15 protein-coding genes, 1 pseudogene and 1 CRISPR repeat array (1 of these 17 only partly in view) are annotated in these 18,686 nt (G+C 38.3%); of the genes and pseudogenes, 9 read left to right on the plus strand and 7 right to left on the minus strand.

Annotation, left to right across the window (positions count from 1 at the left end; translation table 11 throughout):
* A CRISPR array of direct repeats spans positions 1–3,269; the repeat unit is 36 nt; unit sequence ATCTACAAACAGTAGAAATTTAAAAGGTCGTTAGAC; it begins 73 nt to the left of the window's first position.
* 181 nt (positions 3,270–3,450) lie between these two features.
* The 4 genes from cas2 to cas12a are packed head-to-tail and all read right to left on the minus strand — an operon-like array spanning position 3,451 to position 9,145.
* Positions 3,451–3,720 (minus strand): CRISPR-associated endonuclease Cas2, encoded by a 270-nt coding sequence (gene cas2, locus B0182_RS05265; RefSeq protein WP_029104087.1) that lies wholly within the window; start codon positions 3,718–3,720, stop codon positions 3,451–3,453.
* Complete coding sequence (gene cas1, locus B0182_RS05270) at positions 3,717–4,745, minus strand: type V CRISPR-associated endonuclease Cas1 (RefSeq protein ID WP_078273921.1); 1,029 nt, start codon at positions 4,743–4,745, stop codon at positions 3,717–3,719. Before cas1 ends, cas2 begins: the two co-directional genes overlap by 4 nt.
* 13 nt (positions 4,746–4,758) lie before the next feature.
* Positions 4,759–5,313, minus strand: coding sequence for a type V CRISPR-associated protein Cas4 (gene cas4, locus B0182_RS05275; protein WP_078273922.1), 555 nt, complete (start codon positions 5,311–5,313; stop codon positions 4,759–4,761).
* A 46-nt stretch (positions 5,314–5,359) separates the two neighbouring features.
* Complete coding sequence (gene cas12a / locus B0182_RS05280) at positions 5,360–9,145, minus strand: type V CRISPR-associated protein Cas12a/Cpf1 (RefSeq protein ID WP_078273923.1); 3,786 nt, start codon at positions 9,143–9,145, stop codon at positions 5,360–5,362.
* A gap of 200 nt (positions 9,146–9,345) precedes the next feature.
* Here cas12a and B0182_RS05285 point away from each other — a divergent pair, with 200 nt between their 5' ends.
* The 5 genes and pseudogenes from B0182_RS05285 to B0182_RS05305 form a co-directional block, all read left to right on the plus strand.
* Positions 9,346–10,389: an FAD:protein FMN transferase gene (locus B0182_RS05285; RefSeq protein WP_078273924.1), complete on the plus strand. Its 1,044-nt coding sequence runs from the start codon at positions 9,346–9,348 to the stop codon at positions 10,387–10,389.
* A 283-nt stretch (positions 10,390–10,672) separates the two neighbouring features.
* Positions 10,673–11,110 (plus strand): hypothetical protein, encoded by a 438-nt coding sequence (locus tag B0182_RS05290; protein ID WP_078273925.1) that lies wholly within the window; start codon positions 10,673–10,675, stop codon positions 11,108–11,110.
* 27 nt (positions 11,111–11,137) lie between these two features.
* Positions 11,138–12,331, plus strand: a complete 1,194-nt coding sequence (ubiM, locus tag B0182_RS05295; protein WP_112742560.1) for a 5-demethoxyubiquinol-8 5-hydroxylase UbiM — start codon at positions 11,138–11,140, stop codon at positions 12,329–12,331.
* Positions 12,332–12,399: 68 nt separating this feature from the next.
* Entirely contained in the window at positions 12,400–12,621 is a 222-nt protein-coding gene (locus tag B0182_RS05300; protein ID WP_062501070.1) for a DUF2788 domain-containing protein, read from the plus strand.
* A 251-nt stretch (positions 12,622–12,872) separates the two neighbouring features.
* Positions 12,873–13,309 (plus strand): annotated as a pseudogene (locus B0182_RS05305) (transposase family protein); the annotation flags it as partial.
* A 202-nt stretch (positions 13,310–13,511) separates the two neighbouring features.
* On the opposite strand, the gene B0182_RS05310 reads toward B0182_RS05305, so the two are convergent.
* Together B0182_RS05310 and B0182_RS05315 are read right to left on the minus strand one after the other, a co-directional pair.
* Positions 13,512–13,913 carry a hypothetical protein gene (locus B0182_RS05310; RefSeq protein WP_078273927.1) on the minus strand — a complete coding sequence of 134 codons (402 nt, stop codon included), beginning with the start codon at positions 13,911–13,913 and terminating at the stop codon, positions 13,512–13,514.
* 140 nt (positions 13,914–14,053) lie between these two features.
* Positions 14,054–14,713 (minus strand): hypothetical protein, encoded by a 660-nt coding sequence (locus B0182_RS05315; RefSeq protein ID WP_078273928.1) that lies wholly within the window; start codon positions 14,711–14,713, stop codon positions 14,054–14,056.
* Positions 14,714–15,149: 436 nt separating this feature from the next.
* On the opposite strand from B0182_RS05315, the gene B0182_RS05320 reads away from it, so the two are divergent.
* From B0182_RS05320 to infC, 3 genes are all read left to right on the plus strand, one after another.
* Positions 15,150–15,809, plus strand: coding sequence for a hypothetical protein (locus B0182_RS05320; protein ID WP_078273929.1), 660 nt, complete (start codon positions 15,150–15,152; stop codon positions 15,807–15,809).
* Between the two features lie 18 nt (positions 15,810–15,827).
* Positions 15,828–16,241 (plus strand): hypothetical protein, encoded by a 414-nt coding sequence (locus B0182_RS05325; protein ID WP_078273930.1) that lies wholly within the window; start codon positions 15,828–15,830, stop codon positions 16,239–16,241.
* A 144-nt stretch (positions 16,242–16,385) separates the two neighbouring features.
* Positions 16,386–16,907: a translation initiation factor IF-3 gene (infC, locus tag B0182_RS05330; RefSeq protein ID WP_036387272.1), complete on the plus strand. Its 522-nt coding sequence runs from the start codon at positions 16,386–16,388 to the stop codon at positions 16,905–16,907.
* Positions 16,908–16,952: 45 nt separating this feature from the next.
* Here the strand turns inward: infC and smpB are convergent, their stop codons facing one another.
* Positions 16,953–17,420 carry an SsrA-binding protein SmpB gene (gene smpB / locus B0182_RS05335; RefSeq protein WP_029102357.1) on the minus strand — a complete coding sequence of 156 codons (468 nt, stop codon included), beginning with the start codon at positions 17,418–17,420 and terminating at the stop codon, positions 16,953–16,955.
* Between the two features lie 344 nt (positions 17,421–17,764).
* Here smpB and nfsA point away from each other — a divergent pair, with 344 nt between their 5' ends.
* Entirely contained in the window at positions 17,765–18,547 is a 783-nt protein-coding gene (nfsA, locus tag B0182_RS05340; RefSeq protein WP_078273931.1) for an oxygen-insensitive NADPH nitroreductase, read from the plus strand.
* The last annotated feature ends 139 nt before the right edge of the window (positions 18,548–18,686 follow it).

The following is an 18,686-nucleotide window of genomic DNA, read 5'->3' on the forward strand; positions in this document are numbered from 1 at the left end:
AGTAGAAATTTAAAAGGTCGTTAGACCCACAAACCATACAATCCCAGTTATCAATCTACAAACAGTAGAAATTTAAAAGGTCGTTAGACAATAGCGGTACAAGGGCTATTTAATGGCATCTACAAACAGTAGAAATTTAAAAGGTCGTTAGACGTCTGGATAGCGGTCATCTGTCATAATATCTACAAACAGTAGAAATTTAAAAGGTCGTTAGACATTTGAGCGTTAATCCATTTTCTAGCCATCTACAAACAGTAGAAATTTAAAAGGTCGTTAGACTTTACTTGGTATGAGATACGCCAATTATATCTACAAACAGTAGAAATTTAAAAGGTCGTTAGACACACAGTCAAAGGCTTTGCCATAGTCAAATCTACAAACAGTAGAAATTTAAAAGGTCGTTAGACAACCCTTTAAAAAGTTTTGACTATATAATCTACAAACAGTAGAAATTTAAAAGGTCGTTAGACCAAGCCTTAACCGAAATCGCCAAAAAAAATCTACAAACAGTAGAAATTTAAAAGGTCGTTAGACAGGCTATAACATCTTAGGCGATTACTATCTACAAACAGTAGAAATTTAAAAGGTCGTTAGACCTGCCTAAGACTAAGACGGCGTATACTATCTACAAACAGTAGAAATTTAAAAGGTCGTTAGACTTATCTAAACCAACTTAATGAAGTCGTATCTACAAACAGTAGAAATTTAAAAGGTCGTTAGACAGGTACATCAAGCGGTGGAGTATGTGCAATCTACAAACAGTAGAAATTTAAAAGGTCGTTAGACCATTGAATGTGAAACGCCATATTTTAGGATCTACAAACAGTAGAAATTTAAAAGGTCGTTAGACAACGATATTTATGACAAAAGATATTATTTATCTACAAACAGTAGAAATTTAAAAGGTCGTTAGACCTTGATGGGGGTATTATAACCAAAGTAAATCTACAAACAGTAGAAATTTAAAAGGTCGTTAGACGCACACGTCTGCCTTTTTTATAATCTCATCTACAAACAGTAGAAATTTAAAAGGTCGTTAGACTCCACGCAAATGAGTATGAATGTATTGGGATCTACAAACAGTAGAAATTTAAAAGGTCGTTAGACTTTTTAGAGAGCCTTGTAATACCAAATCATCTACAAACAGTAGAAATTTAAAAGGTCGTTAGACTTCAAAAGCTCGCTTGTGAGATGATAGATCTACAAACAGTAGAAATTTAAAAGGTCGTTAGACTCCAAATTGGTTAAGGTGCGTTTTCGGCATCTACAAACAGTAGAAATTTAAAAGGTCGTTAGACTTAATTTTTATTGGCTTAACACAGCTGATCTACAAACAGTAGAAATTTAAAAGGTCGTTAGACTTGATTACACCAAAAATGGTGTATAACCATCTACAAACAGTAGAAATTTAAAAGGTCGTTAGACAAAATACAGGTGCAATCATGCAAAAACATCTACAAACAGTAGAAATTTAAAAGGTCGTTAGACTTTTCTTGCTTATCAGCAAGGTTTGGTGTATCTACAAACAGTAGAAATTTAAAAGGTCGTTAGACGATGGGGGTATTATAGTCATAACTATATCTACAAACAGTAGAAATTTAAAAGGTCGTTAGACTAATCAAAGGTAAAGCAACTATAAGTTATCTACAAACAGTAGAAATTTAAAAGGTCGTTAGACATGAGATACGACAAAATGGCGTTCTCTCTATCTACAAACAGTAGAAATTTAAAAGGTCGTTAGACGTGGTCTCACTCTCGGCTTTACTAGATCTACAAACAGTAGAAATTTAAAAGGTCGTTAGACGCGTAACGTTCCATCGGACGATTGGGGGATCTACAAACAGTAGAAATTTAAAAGGTCGTTAGACGCATAAATCAAGATGGGGCAACACCGCTATCTACAAACAGTAGAAATTTAAAAGGTCGTTAGACTAAGGCGGGAACACAACAAGCATTATCATCTACAAACAGTAGAAATTTAAAAGGTCGTTAGACTGTAATCTATGCCAATAGAATTATAAATCTACAAACAGTAGAAATTTAAAAGGTCGTTAGACAATACAAGTATTGTTAATTAGTGTTTTAATCTACAAACAGTAGAAATTTAAAAGGTCGTTAGACATTTGTCACATCGGACATTCATGATAGATCTACAAACAGTAGAAATTTAAAAGGTCGTTAGACGACATAGGACATTTCCTTTCTAGGTTAAATCTACAAACAGTAGAAATTTAAAAGGTCGTTAGACTGACATCGTGCCAATCAAGGTTTTGGCGAATCTACAAACAGTAGAAATTTAAAAGGTCGTTAGACTCCTGTGGCGAGCCAATGGGGGTTTACGCCATCTACAAACAGTAGAAATTTAAAAGGTCGTTAGACATAAAAAAAGCGATGATGACACTTTGTATCTACAAACAGTAGAAATTTAAAAGGTCGTTAGACCCATGCAAGGGGGTATTTGCACAGTAATCTACAAACAGTAGAAATTTAAAAGGTCGTTAGACAAGAGCGTCCGCAGCGAAAGCGGACGATATCTACAAACAGTAGAAATTTAAAAGGTCGTTAGACATATGGGTATAATGAGTATGTTTTTAACTATCTACAAACAGTAGAAATTTAAAAGGTCGTTAGACCTTCAATCCCTGACGCATTCCATAATAAATCTACAAACAGTAGAAATTTAAAAGGTCGTTAGACTAGGGCGGTTAGCGGCTCAAAACCTGCAATCTACAAACAGTAGAAATTTAAAAGGTCGTTAGACCTGATGTTGCGGAGATTTTGGAAATTATCTACAAACAGTAGAAATTTAAAAGGTCGTTAGACTTTTGTGATAAAAGCAATGGAGTTTAATCTACAAACAGTAGAAATTTAAAAGGTCGTTAGACTAACTGCCGTATGCACGACAGCGATGAATCTACAAACAGTAGAAATTTAAAAGGTCGTTAGACATCCCAAAATTGGGATATAATTAGCCTATATCTACAAACAGTAGAAATTTAAAAGGTCGTTAGACCTCCACATTCTCAACATTTTTTTATAGTGATCTACAAACAGTAGAAATTTAAAAGGTCGTTAGACCCTAATGGTGGCTAATTCTGCGGTTACTCATCTACAAACAGTAGAAATTTAAAAGGTCGTTAGACAAAATAACGCTTGCATAGAATTTTATATCTACAAACAGTAGAAATTTAAAAGGTCGTTAGACCACAAATACACCGTTGGGGTATTATCGTATCTACAAACAGTAGAAATTTAAAAGGTCGTTAGACCCGTTTTGAGGTATTTTTAATGATTTTTTGAGAAATTAGCAAGTTTTTTGCACAAAAAATAATCATTTTTACCGACAAAACATGATAAATCACGCATTAAGACTGGGGTTTGCAAAGTAAATATTTTAGCTTGATTTAGCTCTCTTATTATAACAAACCTCATCATTTTTTCCAAGACTTTTTATAAAATCAACAAATCCTCATTGCGATGTTTGGCATGGCCAAACCTTAATACTTCACGTTCTGTAAACCGAAAAATAATCACACTATCCGCCCCTGTAAATAAAGGCTCAAATTCTGCTTTTATTTTTTCGGTGATGATATTTAAAATGCGTTCGCTGTTTTGGATTTCGTACACCGAATATTGCAATCTATCGCCATATTGCATTAAAAATTTGGCAAATCGTCCACGCACTTTATTATCACTGATATCATAACTGACGATTATCATACATCTTCTCCATTTGCTTGTATGTCAAAGCTTGGCAACATCAAAACTAATTCATCAAACGCCATATCTTTATCAGCATATTTCATATATGCACGATAAAAATCCCTGATATAAACAAATATTGGCACTTTATGGGCGATGATTGCCTGCATTAAAATGGCATTATACGTTCGCTGATGTTCGGGTTTTAATTGGTATTGCATTTTTATTTGATGAAAATGCTCTGTTTTAAATTGCCCAAGATTAAATGATGTTAATACCTGCTTATCCACGATACAGCGAAATGGTTCAACCAAATCACATACCAGAGATTTTCTTTTATACCAAAGCTGATGAAGCATGCCTTTATAAACATCAAAACCAAATAATCTCAAATTTATCTCTATATAATTAAATAATAGCGTATAACCCATATCCAGCACCACATTAACAGAGTCTATTTTCAGGCGTGGTTTTCTGCCTTGCCAAGAGATGTGTTTTAATTGCCCAAAATGATATTTAAAATAACTTTTGGCAATATTACCCTCTATACCCATTAATTCATCCAAACGTTTGGTTTGACCAATCTGCCTTTGATAATCAGTCAATGTCTCTATCATTTGGCGTAATTCATCGTCTTTTTTACGAATGCCTTTTAATAAAGTGATAGAATTATTGGCTTTTTGTTCTATAAAATTTTTGGCAAAATTCAAGACTTGATTATCGCCAATGGCGTATTGCTTTTGTCTTAATAGATAATTTGCCTCACCAAAAGAGCTGACAAACAAAATCGGTCTTAATCTTGAATTTAATAAAATCAAGGCAATGCCATATTTTTGACAAAATTCAATCAACACATTGGTCAGCGTACAATACCCAATAATCATCAGAGCCATGGCTTTATGGCGGGTGATTTTGGTTAATGTCTCATCGCTGTCTTTGTTTTTGATGATGATATTGCCTTGCGAGATACAAAGATGATAGCCGCCCTCCAAGTTATTTAATAATATCATTTGTTTTTCTTTGATGTCCGAAATGCTAAGCATAGATTTTCCTTATTTAGTCCGTCTTATCACACAAAGGCTGATAAATACAATGAGTGCATTTATTGGCATTAATGTAAATATTATCAGTCATGGGATTATAATGACGTATTTTATACAAATGATTTTCAAACCAATCAATAATCTTATCATCAGGCAAAGCCAAAGCGTGGCTTTTATTATCCGTCATCGAATAAAAACCCAAATAATCCACTTCAAACCCCATTTCTATCAAACAAAAATACTGGGCATAAAGCTGCAATTTATAACCATCATAAATCGTTTTAATCGTGCGTTTGCGTTCGATGAGTTTTTTGCTATCGGCAAAATATTGGTCAATTTTGCCTGTCAAGCCATATTTATCCGAATGCACCGCCATGGCAGTGATAACGGTCTTTTTGGTGCTGTATGTGCCATTATCCACGCCCTCATGAGCGATTTTCCCTTTGACTTGTGGCGTATCATGATATGTATCATCATCCAATGCCTGATAGACGTTATGTAGATAAATAGAATAGGGACAAAAAATAAAATCATTTAATTGACTGATGTTTAATGTATGATATTCCATGTCATCTCCCAAATAAAAAGCCCAGCCGAAACTGAGCTTTTAGCGATTAGCGGTTTTGAGCGAAGTTTAGCCATGTTTGATTGTCAATGGCAAGTTTGACTTTATTCAAATCATCGCTGTCTTTTAGTTCATTTAATAGCCATAAGCCCTTTAATGCGATATGATACGCCCCATTGGCGTCCGCATTTTGTGGCTGTGTATCATCCGCCAATGCCGAATTAAAAAACACACCCTCATCATTTGCCACAGGCGATAAAATAAAATCTTCATCGCTACTGGCGTTACTATATCTTAATGCAAGCAATGTCTTTAATAGATACATCAGCGATTTATGAAATTCTTTATCGTTATTTTGGCAAATATCCATGACCAGATTTGGCTGTTTTTCATTGATGTGATGACGAGCAAATAGCGATTTTAATTCATCATTGACATTAATACCCTTTGTCGTTCCTTTATTTTTATTGGCGGTTTTGTCATACACATAACGTTTATCGCCATGCGAGCAAATCGTCCATTTTTGGCGAGAGTTTTTGGCTTTGTCAGTAAATTTGGCATAATCAATATGAAATTCAAAATAACCCTTATCTGCGTTATAACAAATCTTATCAAATTTACCAAAAAACGCTTGCGACTGAGCGATATTTTCATAACGTGGTTTTAACAAATCCACAAAGCCCGTTTCAGGGTCTATTTTACTGGTATTCCATGCAGGCACATAGAATAAAAAGCCTGTTTGTTTGCCAATGCTTTTTAGATCAGTAAAATTATTGGTCAGTTGCAGGGCATTTTTGTATGAGCCAATCTCATCATCTGCCTTATCTTTTAATACCAAATGGTTTAGCTTTTTGATTAAGGCGTTTTCAAAGTTTTGGTAAATTTGTTTTTCCACCTTAAAGCGACCACGTTTAAACCCAAAATTTAAATCCTCTAACACCACAATGGCATTATATTTAAGCATAAGCTGGCTGATTTGATGTACCACATGGCTTAGATAGCCCGATTTTAGCTCTTTTATGGTCTCAATCTCACCCCAACCGACACGAGCATTTAGGCGTTCTATTTCTCTCTTGTCTAGTATTTTATGATAATGCGTGGTCATTTGTGTACCATTTGCCGATGTGGTGATGATGTCATTGAGACTACGCTGTTCTAAGATTTCGCCTTTGCTATTAATCACGGTCAGATATAGCAAATGTCGCTCTCCACGGTCTATGCCTATGACATTCACCTCATCATATTGCTGTATGCTTTCATTAACTTTTTTATTAAATTCTTTAATCGTCATGCCCTGCACACCAAAATTCATGGTAATAGGTACATGTAGCATAAACTTATCTTGGGTATAGCGTTTATCTTTGATGATGTCATAGACAAATTGACGCTTTTTTGGATTATCAGGATTTTTATTTTCTAATACCTCGCCTGCACGATGAATGGTGGTTTCATTCATATCCAAAGATGCCTTACGATAAAATATCTGTGCCTCGCCATTTAATTTATAAATTGGATCGGCAAGGTTATCTTCGCTAAACAACGCCTTAAAATACAGAGTATGCAAATTGGGCTTACCGTGAGCCTTGGGCGAGAAATCTTTATTATAAATCTGGAATAAATACAACTGACCTTGTTCAACCAACTCGTCAATATAATCGGCGTTGATATCCACAAATTTTACTTGATAACCTTGTGGTTCGACTTCTCTATAAAAATCACTCAAATCCTGATAGCTACTGGTTGGCGAAAATTTAAAACCAAAATGTTGCCATTCTGGATGTTTATTAATACCCGCCTTAAAAAAATCAATCAACGCATGGCAGTCTTTTAGATTAAAATTATCGCCTTTTTTGTGCGTGCCTTTTGCATATTTATCCAGTAGTTCAGCAGAAGGGTTATAATAATCCAAATTACTCTTGGCAAAAAATACTTTGGGTAGCATTTTATTAGGTCCGGGCAATAATTTATAAATCATTTTTTGATAAATATTTTTGCCTGTATTTGGAGCATTATCAAATACTTTTTTATGAGCTTTATCTAATAACGCCAAATAATAACAACCGTCTTTTTGTAAGATAACCCCAAAATTATCTTTTTCTTTATTCAAATCCCACCCGTTTAATAATGTCGGATTGCCAAAGTTTAATTTATATTTTTCGGTGCTAAATGGCTTTTGCGACAGATAATCACGCACTTTGTTATAAAGCGTGGGAATCTTGGCAAGCTCATCATACAACGCCCCAAACTCACCATAAAAATTGCCGTCTTGGTTGTCTAGCGTGGTTTTGGTCGTTAATAACTTGGCAAAATGCACCACGTTTAGGGTGTTGTCTAGCAGCTCTTTTAGTTGCCTGATTTCAGGGTTTTTGCCTAACTGAATTTTGGGCAATGCTCGCTCGCCTGCTGGACGTTCACGCTCCAAAAAACCCTTAATGGTGCTGTGGTTGTTGTGTATTTTTTGGATTGGATTGTCCACGCCTGCCAGACCGTGTTTGAAATACTGTCCAAGTTTGCCCGCCTGCACAGACTCATCATCATGCCTAGCAGTATAATGCTCTATCGCCTGCTCAAGGCTTGCCAAGGAATGCACGCCTTTGATGAATTTGTCTTTTTCTTTTGTTAGTTTTTCTTTGGCATTGTCGGTTTTGGCTTTGGCAAATCTCTCATTAAACTCTGGACTCACCACATCCACATAATAGCCGTCTAACACCCGACCCAACAAGGCAAAATCACCAAATGCCTGCTTGGATAGTTCATTTAAATTTTTATGCTCAACATAAATGCCGTCCTTTTGATAGTCATCAAACCCATCAAATAAGCTTTGCACCTTGGCAAAAACATCAGCATAATGGCGGTAAAATTCATTGACCGCTTGACAAACTTCGCTGTCATCAGCAAATTTGCTTGGCAAAAATGACACACCCATGCCGTCGCTTAGGATTTGTTTGTGCAGGGGGCGTAATTTGGCGATACGTTCGGATTTGTGGCAATGTTGGTTGTGATGACTATTGATAAGCTCATTGATACCTTTTATCTTGCGAGAACCTGCCTCGCCACTGATACCGCCAAGCAGGGTATTATAAGCCGTGATACCCTCTTGGGTTAAAAGCTTGTGATAGCCGTCCAGATGACTTGCCAGCGACACATCCAAGCCACTCGCAGTCAGCTCATTTATAATCTGGTCATACAACGCCGAGTGCTTTTGTTTGATGGTTGTCAGTATTTGTAGGTTGTCAATAAAGCGTGGTAAGTTTTCATGAATCAGACGATAGGCAATGGAGGTGTGTTTATCCTCATCGCTGTACATGTTTTTGCGGTTGTCATGAAAGCCAGTAAAGTAAGTGCTAAACTTCTCAAAATGGGCAAGGTGAGCAAGCTTGGGTGATGAGTCGCCCTCTTGGGCGATGACAAATTTCGCCAAATCACCAAGCTTCTTGCCGTCCTTAAAGAGCTTTGCCCCAAACAAGCGGTCATAACCCGCCTTGTATTTTCCGCCATTACCGATGGGCTTCACAATCTCTTTTCTTAAAACTGCTTGCAAGTCCTTTAGCTGTTTTTGCAATCCATCGTCTTTGGGATTTTTTCTAAATTTTAAATACACATCATAAAATTCTGCCAGCTTAGTTAGCTTAACTTCGCCCATCATATCAGCGATAAAATCACGATGATAATCGTCCAACATCGCCTTCACCTTTTGGTACATGTCCGCCATGGTCTCATCTTGGCTCAAAAAGTTTTTGGCATGGATATGCTCTAATGTCTTGCCAATGGGCTTTAATTCAAAACGCACGGTTTTTGATAGGGGATATAAATGGGTAAACTCTTGAAATAACATAAAAAATCTCCGTTTAGTGGTGGCTGGGTACTGTTTTGGTACAGTTGTATTTTATAAAAGGCGATTTGTCTTGTCAATATTTTTTTATGAGAATATATTATATGATAAAGATATCATTTTATGATATGTTGTGTTATAATTTTAGCCGTCTAACGACACCGTAATTTCTACTGTTTGTAGATTGAGAATATGCAAAAATCATGAAATATCAATATCTTATCCCATTATCTATCCTTGCTTTATCCGCTTGCACCCCCACCCCACCAGCCAGTACTTACCAAAAAATAGACGGGCAGACGATGGGGACAAGCTATCACATCGCCTTTGAATTACCAAAAGAGGCGACTGCGGACGAGATACAAGCAAGCATAGACACCCGCCTTGATGAGATAAACGACAGCATGTCCACTTATCAAGCCGACAGCACGATTAGTAAATTTAACGCCCTAAGTGCAGGGCAGACGATACAAATCGACCCTGATTTTATCAAAGTGCTATCCGATAGTAGACTCATCTATGAAAAGTCGCACCACGGCTTTGACCCGACTGTTTATCCGCTTGTGGAGCTGTGGGGCTTTGGCTCAAAGATGAGTGTAGAACGCCTACAAAATCCACCCACCGACACCGAAATCCTAGTCGCACGTGATAAAATCGGACTTGACAAAATCGTGCTAAATGGCAATGAATTATCCAAAACGGCGGATGGCGTGGGGCTTGACTTTTCGGCAATTGCCAAAGGCTATGGCGTGGATACGATAGCAGACGTTCTAAAATCCAAATACAACATCACCAACTACATGGTAGAGATTGGCGGAGAAATCGCTACAGGTGGGGTCAATGACAAGGGACTGCCGTGGACGCTCGCCATTGACAAGCCCATCATGGGCAGCACCACCGCCAACCGTGAAATCATGACCACCCTTGCCCTATCAGGACAAAGCATGGCGACATCAGGCAACTACCGCAACTCGCTTGACTATGACGGCAAAACATACAGCCACACCATCAACCCCCACACCGCAAGCCCTGTGGAAAATGGCGTACCAAGCGTAACTGTCATCGCAAGCACCACCGCACTGGCGGACGGCTGGGCAACCGCCTTGACCGCCATACCCCAAGATGATGCCATCAGACTTGCCGATGAAAATGACATCATCGCCTTATTTATCACAAAAGATGGCGACAACTGGCAAACCCATAAAAGCCAAGGCTTTATCGCCTTTGAACAACAGGGCAAAAATTAACCATCAACTCTTTGGTAGTATTGCCTTTAAAAATCCCCCAATTTACATTACAATAGGGCGTGTTGAACATTGATAACATTATTAAAAATATGATGAAATTTAACGCTTTGAGTCAATTTTTGCATGAAAAATGGCTAAATCTGGTTTTTCATCGTCAAAAGATCGTTTGATAGAATAACTATCAAACTTCACTTTTTCCTTGAAAAACGGGCGATTCCCCCTATTTTTCATGGCAAATACCAACGTTCAACACGCCCTAGCATAAAACCCCACAAGGATAATCATGACCGCATTCTCCCCCAGCCCCCAATTTACCAAGCGTTGGTACGCCACCCCCACCGCCGTCAAAAACGCCTTTCATCAAGAGCTTGATGACATCATTGACATGCTCTACGGTAGCACGCCTGCCCATGAATTTGAGTTTAACCATGCCGATTTTGGGCAGACCGTTGAAGATTTGTTTTTTATCCACCGAGATGACACGCCCATCCCTGCCCGTATCATTCACAACCTAGAAACACCCCAAGCCCTATTTAGCGAGACATCTGCCCCTGCCCAACGGCTACACCCCAAGGATTTGGATGTCTTAGAAGCACGCATTACGGACAAGCTTAGCAAACAAATTGACGACTTTTTGGGCGAACACATGGCACAGGTCTCTGACGATCTAAAAGGCTGGCTAAAAACCGCCCTAAAAAACGAATTTGCCAACCACCAATAATCCGTCCACACCATCATAAGGCTTATCATGAACACAGCACACAGCGACATCATCATCATCGGGGCAGGGCCTGCAGGTCTTGCGTTTGCACGGCATTTTAAGGGCGTGGATTTGACCGTAACCATCATCGAAAAATCCCCCCTAGATACCATCGCAAATCCTGCTTATGACGGGCGTGAGATTGCCTTGACTCACCGTTCTCGGGAGATTATGCTAAACCTAGGGGCATGGCAACGCATACCCGATGATGAGATTTATAAACTTGCCGATGCTAAGGTTTATAATGGTGATTTTAATTATGCCTTGCATTTTAAAGTACCAAAAGATTTGAACCTGCTCACCAGCATTGACCGCTTGGGCAATCTCATCTCAAATCATAACATCAGACAAGCCTTTTATGATGAAGTCAAGGATTTGCCCAATGTACAAATCCTAACCGAACAGTCTGTCCAAGACATCAAAACTGACAGCCGAGGGACGAGCGTAACCCTGGCAGATGGTCGCACCTTGACCGCCAACCTGCTTATCGGAGCGGACAGCCGTCTGTCCTTTGTGCGTAAAAAGCTCGGTATTGGAGCCGAGATGAACGACTTTGGGCGGACGGTCATCGTCTTTCGGGTATCACACCCTTTATCCAACGAAGCGACCGCCAGAGAGTGCTTTTTGTACAGCAGAACGCTCGCTCTATTGCCCCTACATGACCATCTGACCAACTGTGTCATCACGCTAGATAATACCCAAGCCAACAGCCTGCTTGCCATGAATGCCGATGAGCTTGTCTTAGAAGTTCAGCGGATGATGAGCGACCGCTTGGGCAAACTGACCTTAGCGGGCACCGTACACCATTATCCACTCATGGGCGTACACGCCAAAACCTTTGTCTCCACCCGCTCGGCATTGGTGGGCGACAGTGCGGTGGGCATGCACCCCGTGACCGCTCACGGCTTTAACCTAGGGCTTATGGGGGCGAACACGCTAGCCACGCTCATCCTAGACGCTCACGCCAAAGGGCAAGACATCGCAAGCCCTGCCCTACTACAAAAATACAACGTCCGCCACCAAGCCCACACCCGTCCCCTATATCACGGCACCAACTTGATGGTAAAAATGTTTACCGATGACAGCACGCCCATGCAAACGGTGCGGGATTTGACCCTGCGAGTGAGTAACCATCTGCCGCCTGTCAAACGGTGGATAGCAGGGCAACTGACGGGTAAATAAGCCATGCCGCCATCTTATCAAGTTATGTTATAATAGACTATTGTACTCACTCATCCACAGGTGTTTTTATGATTGTTGCCATTTCCGAAGGACTGATTGTCAAGATTGGACTGTATGGGCTACTGCCTGCGTTCATTGCTTTTTTGTTTTTTATCATGTGGGATATGGCAAAAAGCACCAATGCCGGCAAGGCAGGGACGTTTTGGATTTTTGTGGCATTGGGGGCGGGGTTTGTCGGCTTTTTATTAAAAATCGTGATTGAGTTTGTGTTAAAGACGTGGTTTATTTAGGGCAATACCCAAAACAACACCATCAAAGGACGTACTCAGCACGTCCCTGCACCATATATCATTAGACCTCTTTTCCAAACCCCAGAGTAAACATGCCATAATACCCATTTAACCCAAAAAACCAAGACATGACACCCAAGCAAGCTGAAAAAACTAAGCGACAGTGAGTTTAAACGATACTTTGGCATAAAAAGAACCACGTATCAACACATGCTTACAATACTCCAAGAAGCCTACAGCGAACAACATAAAAAGGTGGTAGAAAAGCCAAAATCAGCCTAGAGAATAAACTTGTGATAACCTTAAACCACTACAGAGAATACCGCAGTCAATTTCACATCGCCCAAGACTTTGCTTTGCCAAGTAAAAAAGCCTTATGGCAAGACAACAACCTTGAAACGGCACTTATCGATGCCACAGAAATTCCCATAGAACGACCCAAAAAAGCAAAGGCGACAGCACTCATGCAAATAGCCAATTACCAAAGAAAAAGACAAAACTTAAACCTTTAACCAAAGCAGATAAAAAAGCAAATCGCATGTTATCATCTAAGTGAGTAACCAATGAACACGTCATTGGAAAGCTCAAGCGTTTTAACCTCTTATCATGTCGCTACCGCAATCGCAGGAAAAAATTTAGATTGAGAGCGAATCTGATTTCTGCGATTTATAATTTTGAGTTGCGGTAGTTTGAAGAGAGCTTTAGTGATTAATGCCAAATTTGAAGTGTACGTGCGTTAATTTTCCAAGCCCATTCAAAGTTTTGAATGGGTTTTATTTTATGTTAGCCATTATTGTTATTAGAAACCCACTTAATTACTTGAGTGGATTTTTTTAACTACAACTCTTTTTTTATCGCAATAAAACAGTGCTTAAAAATTTATAAAAATCCTATTCCAATCTCCTTAATGCTTCTTGACAATCTTCTACCAACGCTTGATAATATTTTAACTTTTGTTGTATTTCATCTTTTTTGTCTTTGTGTTTTTCTCGCCATTTATTAAGATAATAATCTTCATTAACAAACATTTTTAACCGCCCTGTTTCTTTCATTAATTCATAATAATTCTCTACAAATAATTTAACTTGGTCATATCCATAAGAATTGGGTTCTGTCCCCGTAAAAATTTCATAAGGAATGTCCGACCATTCTTTTACCCAATCCATACTTTCTTGCCCAATGGTAGAATACAAAATACACCCAATCATTTCTCGCTCTCTTTCAAAATTTTCATAATCGTATTTGGGTTTTAAATATTTACTCTGATATTGAATATGTTCTTTAATTTTCACATATTCTTGATAAGTAAAATTGGTTTGAAAAAGTGTTTCAAGTTTTTTACTTAACTTTTTATTAAAATGTAATAGGTTATTTAATTATTCAATTACCGTCATATTATTTACCTTCTATTAATTCAATTTATTTTCAAATATTAAGAACACAAAATTCCAATTTCCCTTAATACTCTTTTGCCCATTGTTGAACACGCCCACCGACCCAACCAATTTGCAGGTTGATACACACCTTTCATTTCACTATTACCGATTTTACCGTCATTCATCGCCCCTGTAAAATAAAATTTTCTGTTACGATATGGTTTAAAAAACTTAGGATTATTCATTAAAAAATGACATTCTGGATAAAACAATCTTTGCCCAAGTTTTAACCTGCCTTTTTCTTTTGTCCCCAAAAAATACCCTTTGGGATTTTCACCCCCTTGAATGACAAAAATAAATTCTTGTCCATAATAATTTGCCAATTTTGCCATCGTTTCAATAAAATCAGGTTTATTAAACCGATTGACCACCAAATAAGACCCCATAAAGAAATCATTGTTCAATTTTAAAAGTTTTTGATAGTCTTTAATATAAGAACTGTCAAGTTCGGTAATGGGATAACCCAGTGCAAACAATGCCGAATACAATGCTCTGTTGTTATTCAAGATAGGTTGTTTGTATTTATAAAAATCATCATGCAATGCCGTGATAATGACCGCATCGTGTTTTTGAAATTTATGGATAAAACATTCAATGTCTTGTTGAAAAAGAATTGGGGTGCTGTTTTTAATAGACACACGATTTGATTTATTCATAGAATAACTCCACAATAAAGGTTGATAAACTAAGCGGGTTATTAAGGTTGAATAAGTAATTGGATTAAAAAAAGAAAACAAAAGGGCATTGATGTTTATCAAACAACAAACATCGCACAATAAATTTAATTAAAGAAAAGTTGGAGAAAATTTAATAAAGAGAGCAGGAATGGAGAAATTGGGGTGTTTTTTGATTACTTTTAGATATTACAATACAAACTTTTATTTTTCAATATATTTTTTAAATTTTTAATATTTATTTTATTAATCAATATGGAGTAAAATTGGCGGTTTGTAGGTCTTGACTTTTTGTATTGAGTTGGTTATACTCATTGCGTAACTTCTCTTTTTGGGCGATTTTATCGTCATCTTACCCCCATTTTCAATCGGCAATTCGCCAACCTGACATTTAATTTATCATCTTTGCCAGCAATTTATGAGAATTGAGCGTTATCATGCCTGTGCGTCATTTGTCAAAGAACTGCATAAAAATCAAGTAGATAAAGGCGGTAGCCCTTATTATCATCATTTGTATGAAGTGGCGGACAATGCCAAACGCATTTGTGAGCAATTAGCCATTAGCGATGAAAACTTTATTTTTGATTGTATGGAAATTGGACTTTTGCACGACAGTATGGAAGATTGCGATTTGTCTTTTAATATTATTCAAGCAAATTATGGCGAGACGGTTGTAAATGGCGTACGCTTAATGACCAAACCGCACAGTGATAATGATACAGCATTTAATAAAAATTGTTTATTTAAACAAAATTATGTGGATTATTTGGTGCGGTTGTATCAGTATTATTTAGATGGAAAAGAAGTGGCATTTAAAGCAATGATTGTTAAATTGTCTGATTTAAAAAGTAATTTAAATTATCAAAGATTGGGTGTACAAAGCATTGATGAATTAAACCAAAAACAACTCAAAAACCTTTTAAAATATCATACCGCCTGTCAATCATTGGCAAGCATTATTTTTGATAAAAAGTTGATTGGTATTGATGCGTTTAAAACGCAATTATTATCGGCAGAATTTTCTGATAATATTGATATAGATTGCCTTAAACAGTCCATTCATCAAATCATCAGTTAATCCTTTTAATGGAGTTTTATGAGCAAAGAAATCGTCATTGACAAATTTAGCATTCCTGATTGTGGGTATTATCAGGTGTATTATACGGGTAAACGATTTTATTTTACTTTAATTCCTGACTTTAAAATTTTAAGGGAAAAATATGGCAAATCAGCATTATTTTATGTTGATGATGAAACAATGGACGATGTTAATTATAACAAATACCCTTTTCAAACCATTGAGCGGATTATTAAGGCGATTGTAAATTATGTTAATCACTCGCCCTATCAAAAGGGCGTTGATGAAATTAAACATTTTAGTTTTACATCAAGCACCGAGCGAAAAGATAATATTTATGAACGCTATGCCAAGCGTATTGTTGAAAAATTAAATGGTGATTGGGGGTATAGCAGTTATGGAGGTGGTTTTTATTTTTTTAGAAAAGAATGATGTGATTTTCTGGTATTTATACAAAATGATTAAGTAAATTTCCATATTAAATAACAAAAATACGGGTTATGTTTAAAAACCCCTTGAAATCCCCACAATTTTTAAGTAAAATAAGGGTCTATCTTTTTATTTGGAGTATGACCCATTAAACCGTCAAATCGTCTAAATGTCAATGAAGACATTCGTGCCAAAGAAGTCCGCCTAGTACAGGCTGACGGCGAACAGCTTGGCGTGGTAAGCCTAAAACAGGCATTAGAGACCGCTCGTGAAAACAATCTGGACTTGGTTGAGATTGTCCCAGATGCCAAACCGCCCGTTGCCAAGATTATGGACTACAAACGTCATTTGTACGAACAAAAACAAAAGGCAAAAGAAGCCAAAAAGAACCAAAAACAGACCCAAGTCAAAGAAATCAAGCTACGCCCTGGTACCGAAGAAGCTGATTATCAGGTCAAATTGCGTAAAATTGTTGAATTTCTAGAAGACAAAGACAAGGTCAAAGTCTCCATTCGTTTTCGTGGACGTGAGATGAGCCACCAAGAGATTGGACGAGCCCAACTTGAACGTATCATCAAAGATACCGAAGAGATAGCCAGCGTAGAGCAAGCCCCCAAGGTGGAAGGTCGCCAAATGGGTATGCTACTAGGGCCTGCTAAGAAGAAGTGAGTGAAATCCAAAAACCCCAATCAAAATGCCGATTGGGGTTTTATTTTACCTCATGTCCGCCTTAAAGCCACGTTTTTTATCCATTTGCCAATCACGTTCTTTGAGTGTGGCTCGTTTGTCGTGGAGTTTTTTGCCTTTGGCTAGGGCAATCTCGCATTTGACCCGACTGCCCTTCCAGTAGCAGGATAAGGGGACGACTGCATAGCCTTTTTGATTGACCATGCCAAAGAGTTTGTCAATCTGCTTGCGGTGCAAAAGCAGTTTGCGGGTGCGGATATTGTCAGGGTTGATGTGCGTGGAGCTAGTCAGTAGGGGCTGAATGTGAGCCCCGAACAAAAACGCTTCGCCATTTTTAAAAATCACATAAGCATCCGTGATTGCCATTTTGCCTGCTCGTATTGATTTGACTTCCCAACCTTCAAGCGATAAACCCGCTTCAAAGGTTTCTTCGATAAAGTATTCGTGGCGGGCTTTTTTGTTGGTACAGATTTGGTTTGACGGTTTTTTTGCCATGTTTGTATCTCAATATTGTCTAGGGCGTGCCTGCCTTTGGTGTTTGCAATGAAAAATAGGGGAAATTGTCCGTTTTTCAAGGAAAAGTCTGCCGTTGATATTGAAATATCAACAAGGATTTTGACGTAGAAAAACCAGATTTAGCCATTTTTCATGCAAAAATGGATTAAAGTGTTAAATTTTCATCTTATTTTATAAGAGTGGGCATGCCCTACCTATTATAAAAGATTTGGTGGATAATTACAAACAAAGCCGCCCCTGTTACATTTGTCTAATAAAACAGCATTTGCCTTTGGGGGTAATACTTGATAAGATAAGGCAAATTCATCATCATAGGATTTGCTATGCTTGACTCAAAACCAACCCTAGAAACCTTGCTAAATCACCGCTCGGTGCGTAAATACACTGGCGAGCCAATCTCTGATGAGATGCTAACTGCTATTTTGGAAGCAGGGCGTGCTGTCTCGACATCAAGCTACCTACAAGCGGTGAGCGTGGTGCGTGTGCGTGATAAGGCAAAGCGGACGGCATTTCGCCAAATCTCGAACAACCTAAGCGAAGACAAATATAACGACCTTATCTCCCAAGGCAAGCGGTTGGGACATGGCTATGTCGAAGACTGTGCCGAATATTTGGTGTTTTGTATGGACGCTTATCGTCATCATGCCCTTGCCGATGTCAATACCGACTGGACAGAAGTCATGCTCATCGGGGCGATTGACTCGGCTCTTATGGCTCAAAATATGCTGGCAACTGCCGAGAGTCTAGGGTTGGGCGGGGTCTATATCGGCTCACTGCGTAACGACATTCAGCGAGCAGGCGAGCTGTTGGCACTACCAAAACACGTCGTGCCACTGTTTGGGCTGTGTCTAGGACACCCTGACTGGGATTCCAAAATCAACCAATCGCAACGTCCACGCCTACCGCTTGATGTTATCGTCTCAACTGATACCTATCAAACCCCAAGCGATGACGTATTGTCCGCTTATAATGATGAAGTTAAAGCTTACTATGGCGGTCGTGGTTTGGAGCTTGACTGGAGGGCTCAAATTGCCGAGACCTTTGGCGGGGACGTGCGTCCGTTTATGCTGGACTATTTGCAATCGCAAGGTTTTGCCAAACGCTAAGAAAACACCAAAAGTCGGACAAAAGCCGGACAACAGGTCGGCTTTTTCTTTTTTTATAAAAATTTAAAATAAAATCCCCAAAACCGCCAAAAATTTGCTACCATAAGCACTTTTTAATATCATTTCTAGCAAATTATAC

The sequence above is a fragment of the Moraxella bovis genome (assembly GCF_002014975.1).
Taxonomy (GTDB): domain Bacteria; phylum Pseudomonadota; class Gammaproteobacteria; order Pseudomonadales; family Moraxellaceae; genus Moraxella; species Moraxella bovis.

Coding starts and splice junctions, on each gene's coding strand:
- cas2 (WP_029104087.1), bottom strand. CDS start 3,720: ATGATAATCGTCAGTTATGATATCAGTGATAATAAAGTGCGTGGACGA.
- cas1 (WP_078273921.1), bottom strand. CDS start 4,745: ATGCTTAGCATTTCGGACATCAAAGAAAAACAAATGATATTATTAAAT.
- cas4 (WP_078273922.1), bottom strand. CDS start 5,313: ATGGAATATCATACATTAAACATCAGTCAATTAAATGATTTTATTTTT.
- cas12a (WP_078273923.1), bottom strand. CDS start 9,145: ATGTTATTTCAAGAGTTTACCCATTTATATCCCCTATCAAAAACCGTG.
- B0182_RS05285 (WP_078273924.1), top strand. CDS start 9,346: ATGAAATATCAATATCTTATCCCATTATCTATCCTTGCTTTATCCGCT.
- B0182_RS05290 (WP_078273925.1), top strand. CDS start 10,673: ATGACCGCATTCTCCCCCAGCCCCCAATTTACCAAGCGTTGGTACGCC.
- ubiM (WP_112742560.1), top strand. CDS start 11,138: ATGAACACAGCACACAGCGACATCATCATCATCGGGGCAGGGCCTGCA.
- B0182_RS05300 (WP_062501070.1), top strand. CDS start 12,400: ATGATTGTTGCCATTTCCGAAGGACTGATTGTCAAGATTGGACTGTAT.
- B0182_RS05315 (WP_078273928.1), bottom strand. CDS start 14,713: ATGAATAAATCAAATCGTGTGTCTATTAAAAACAGCACCCCAATTCTT.
- B0182_RS05320 (WP_078273929.1), top strand. CDS start 15,150: ATGAGAATTGAGCGTTATCATGCCTGTGCGTCATTTGTCAAAGAACTG.
- B0182_RS05325 (WP_078273930.1), top strand. CDS start 15,828: ATGAGCAAAGAAATCGTCATTGACAAATTTAGCATTCCTGATTGTGGG.
- smpB (WP_029102357.1), bottom strand. CDS start 17,420: ATGGCAAAAAAACCGTCAAACCAAATCTGTACCAACAAAAAAGCCCGC.
- nfsA (WP_078273931.1), top strand. CDS start 17,765: ATGCTTGACTCAAAACCAACCCTAGAAACCTTGCTAAATCACCGCTCG.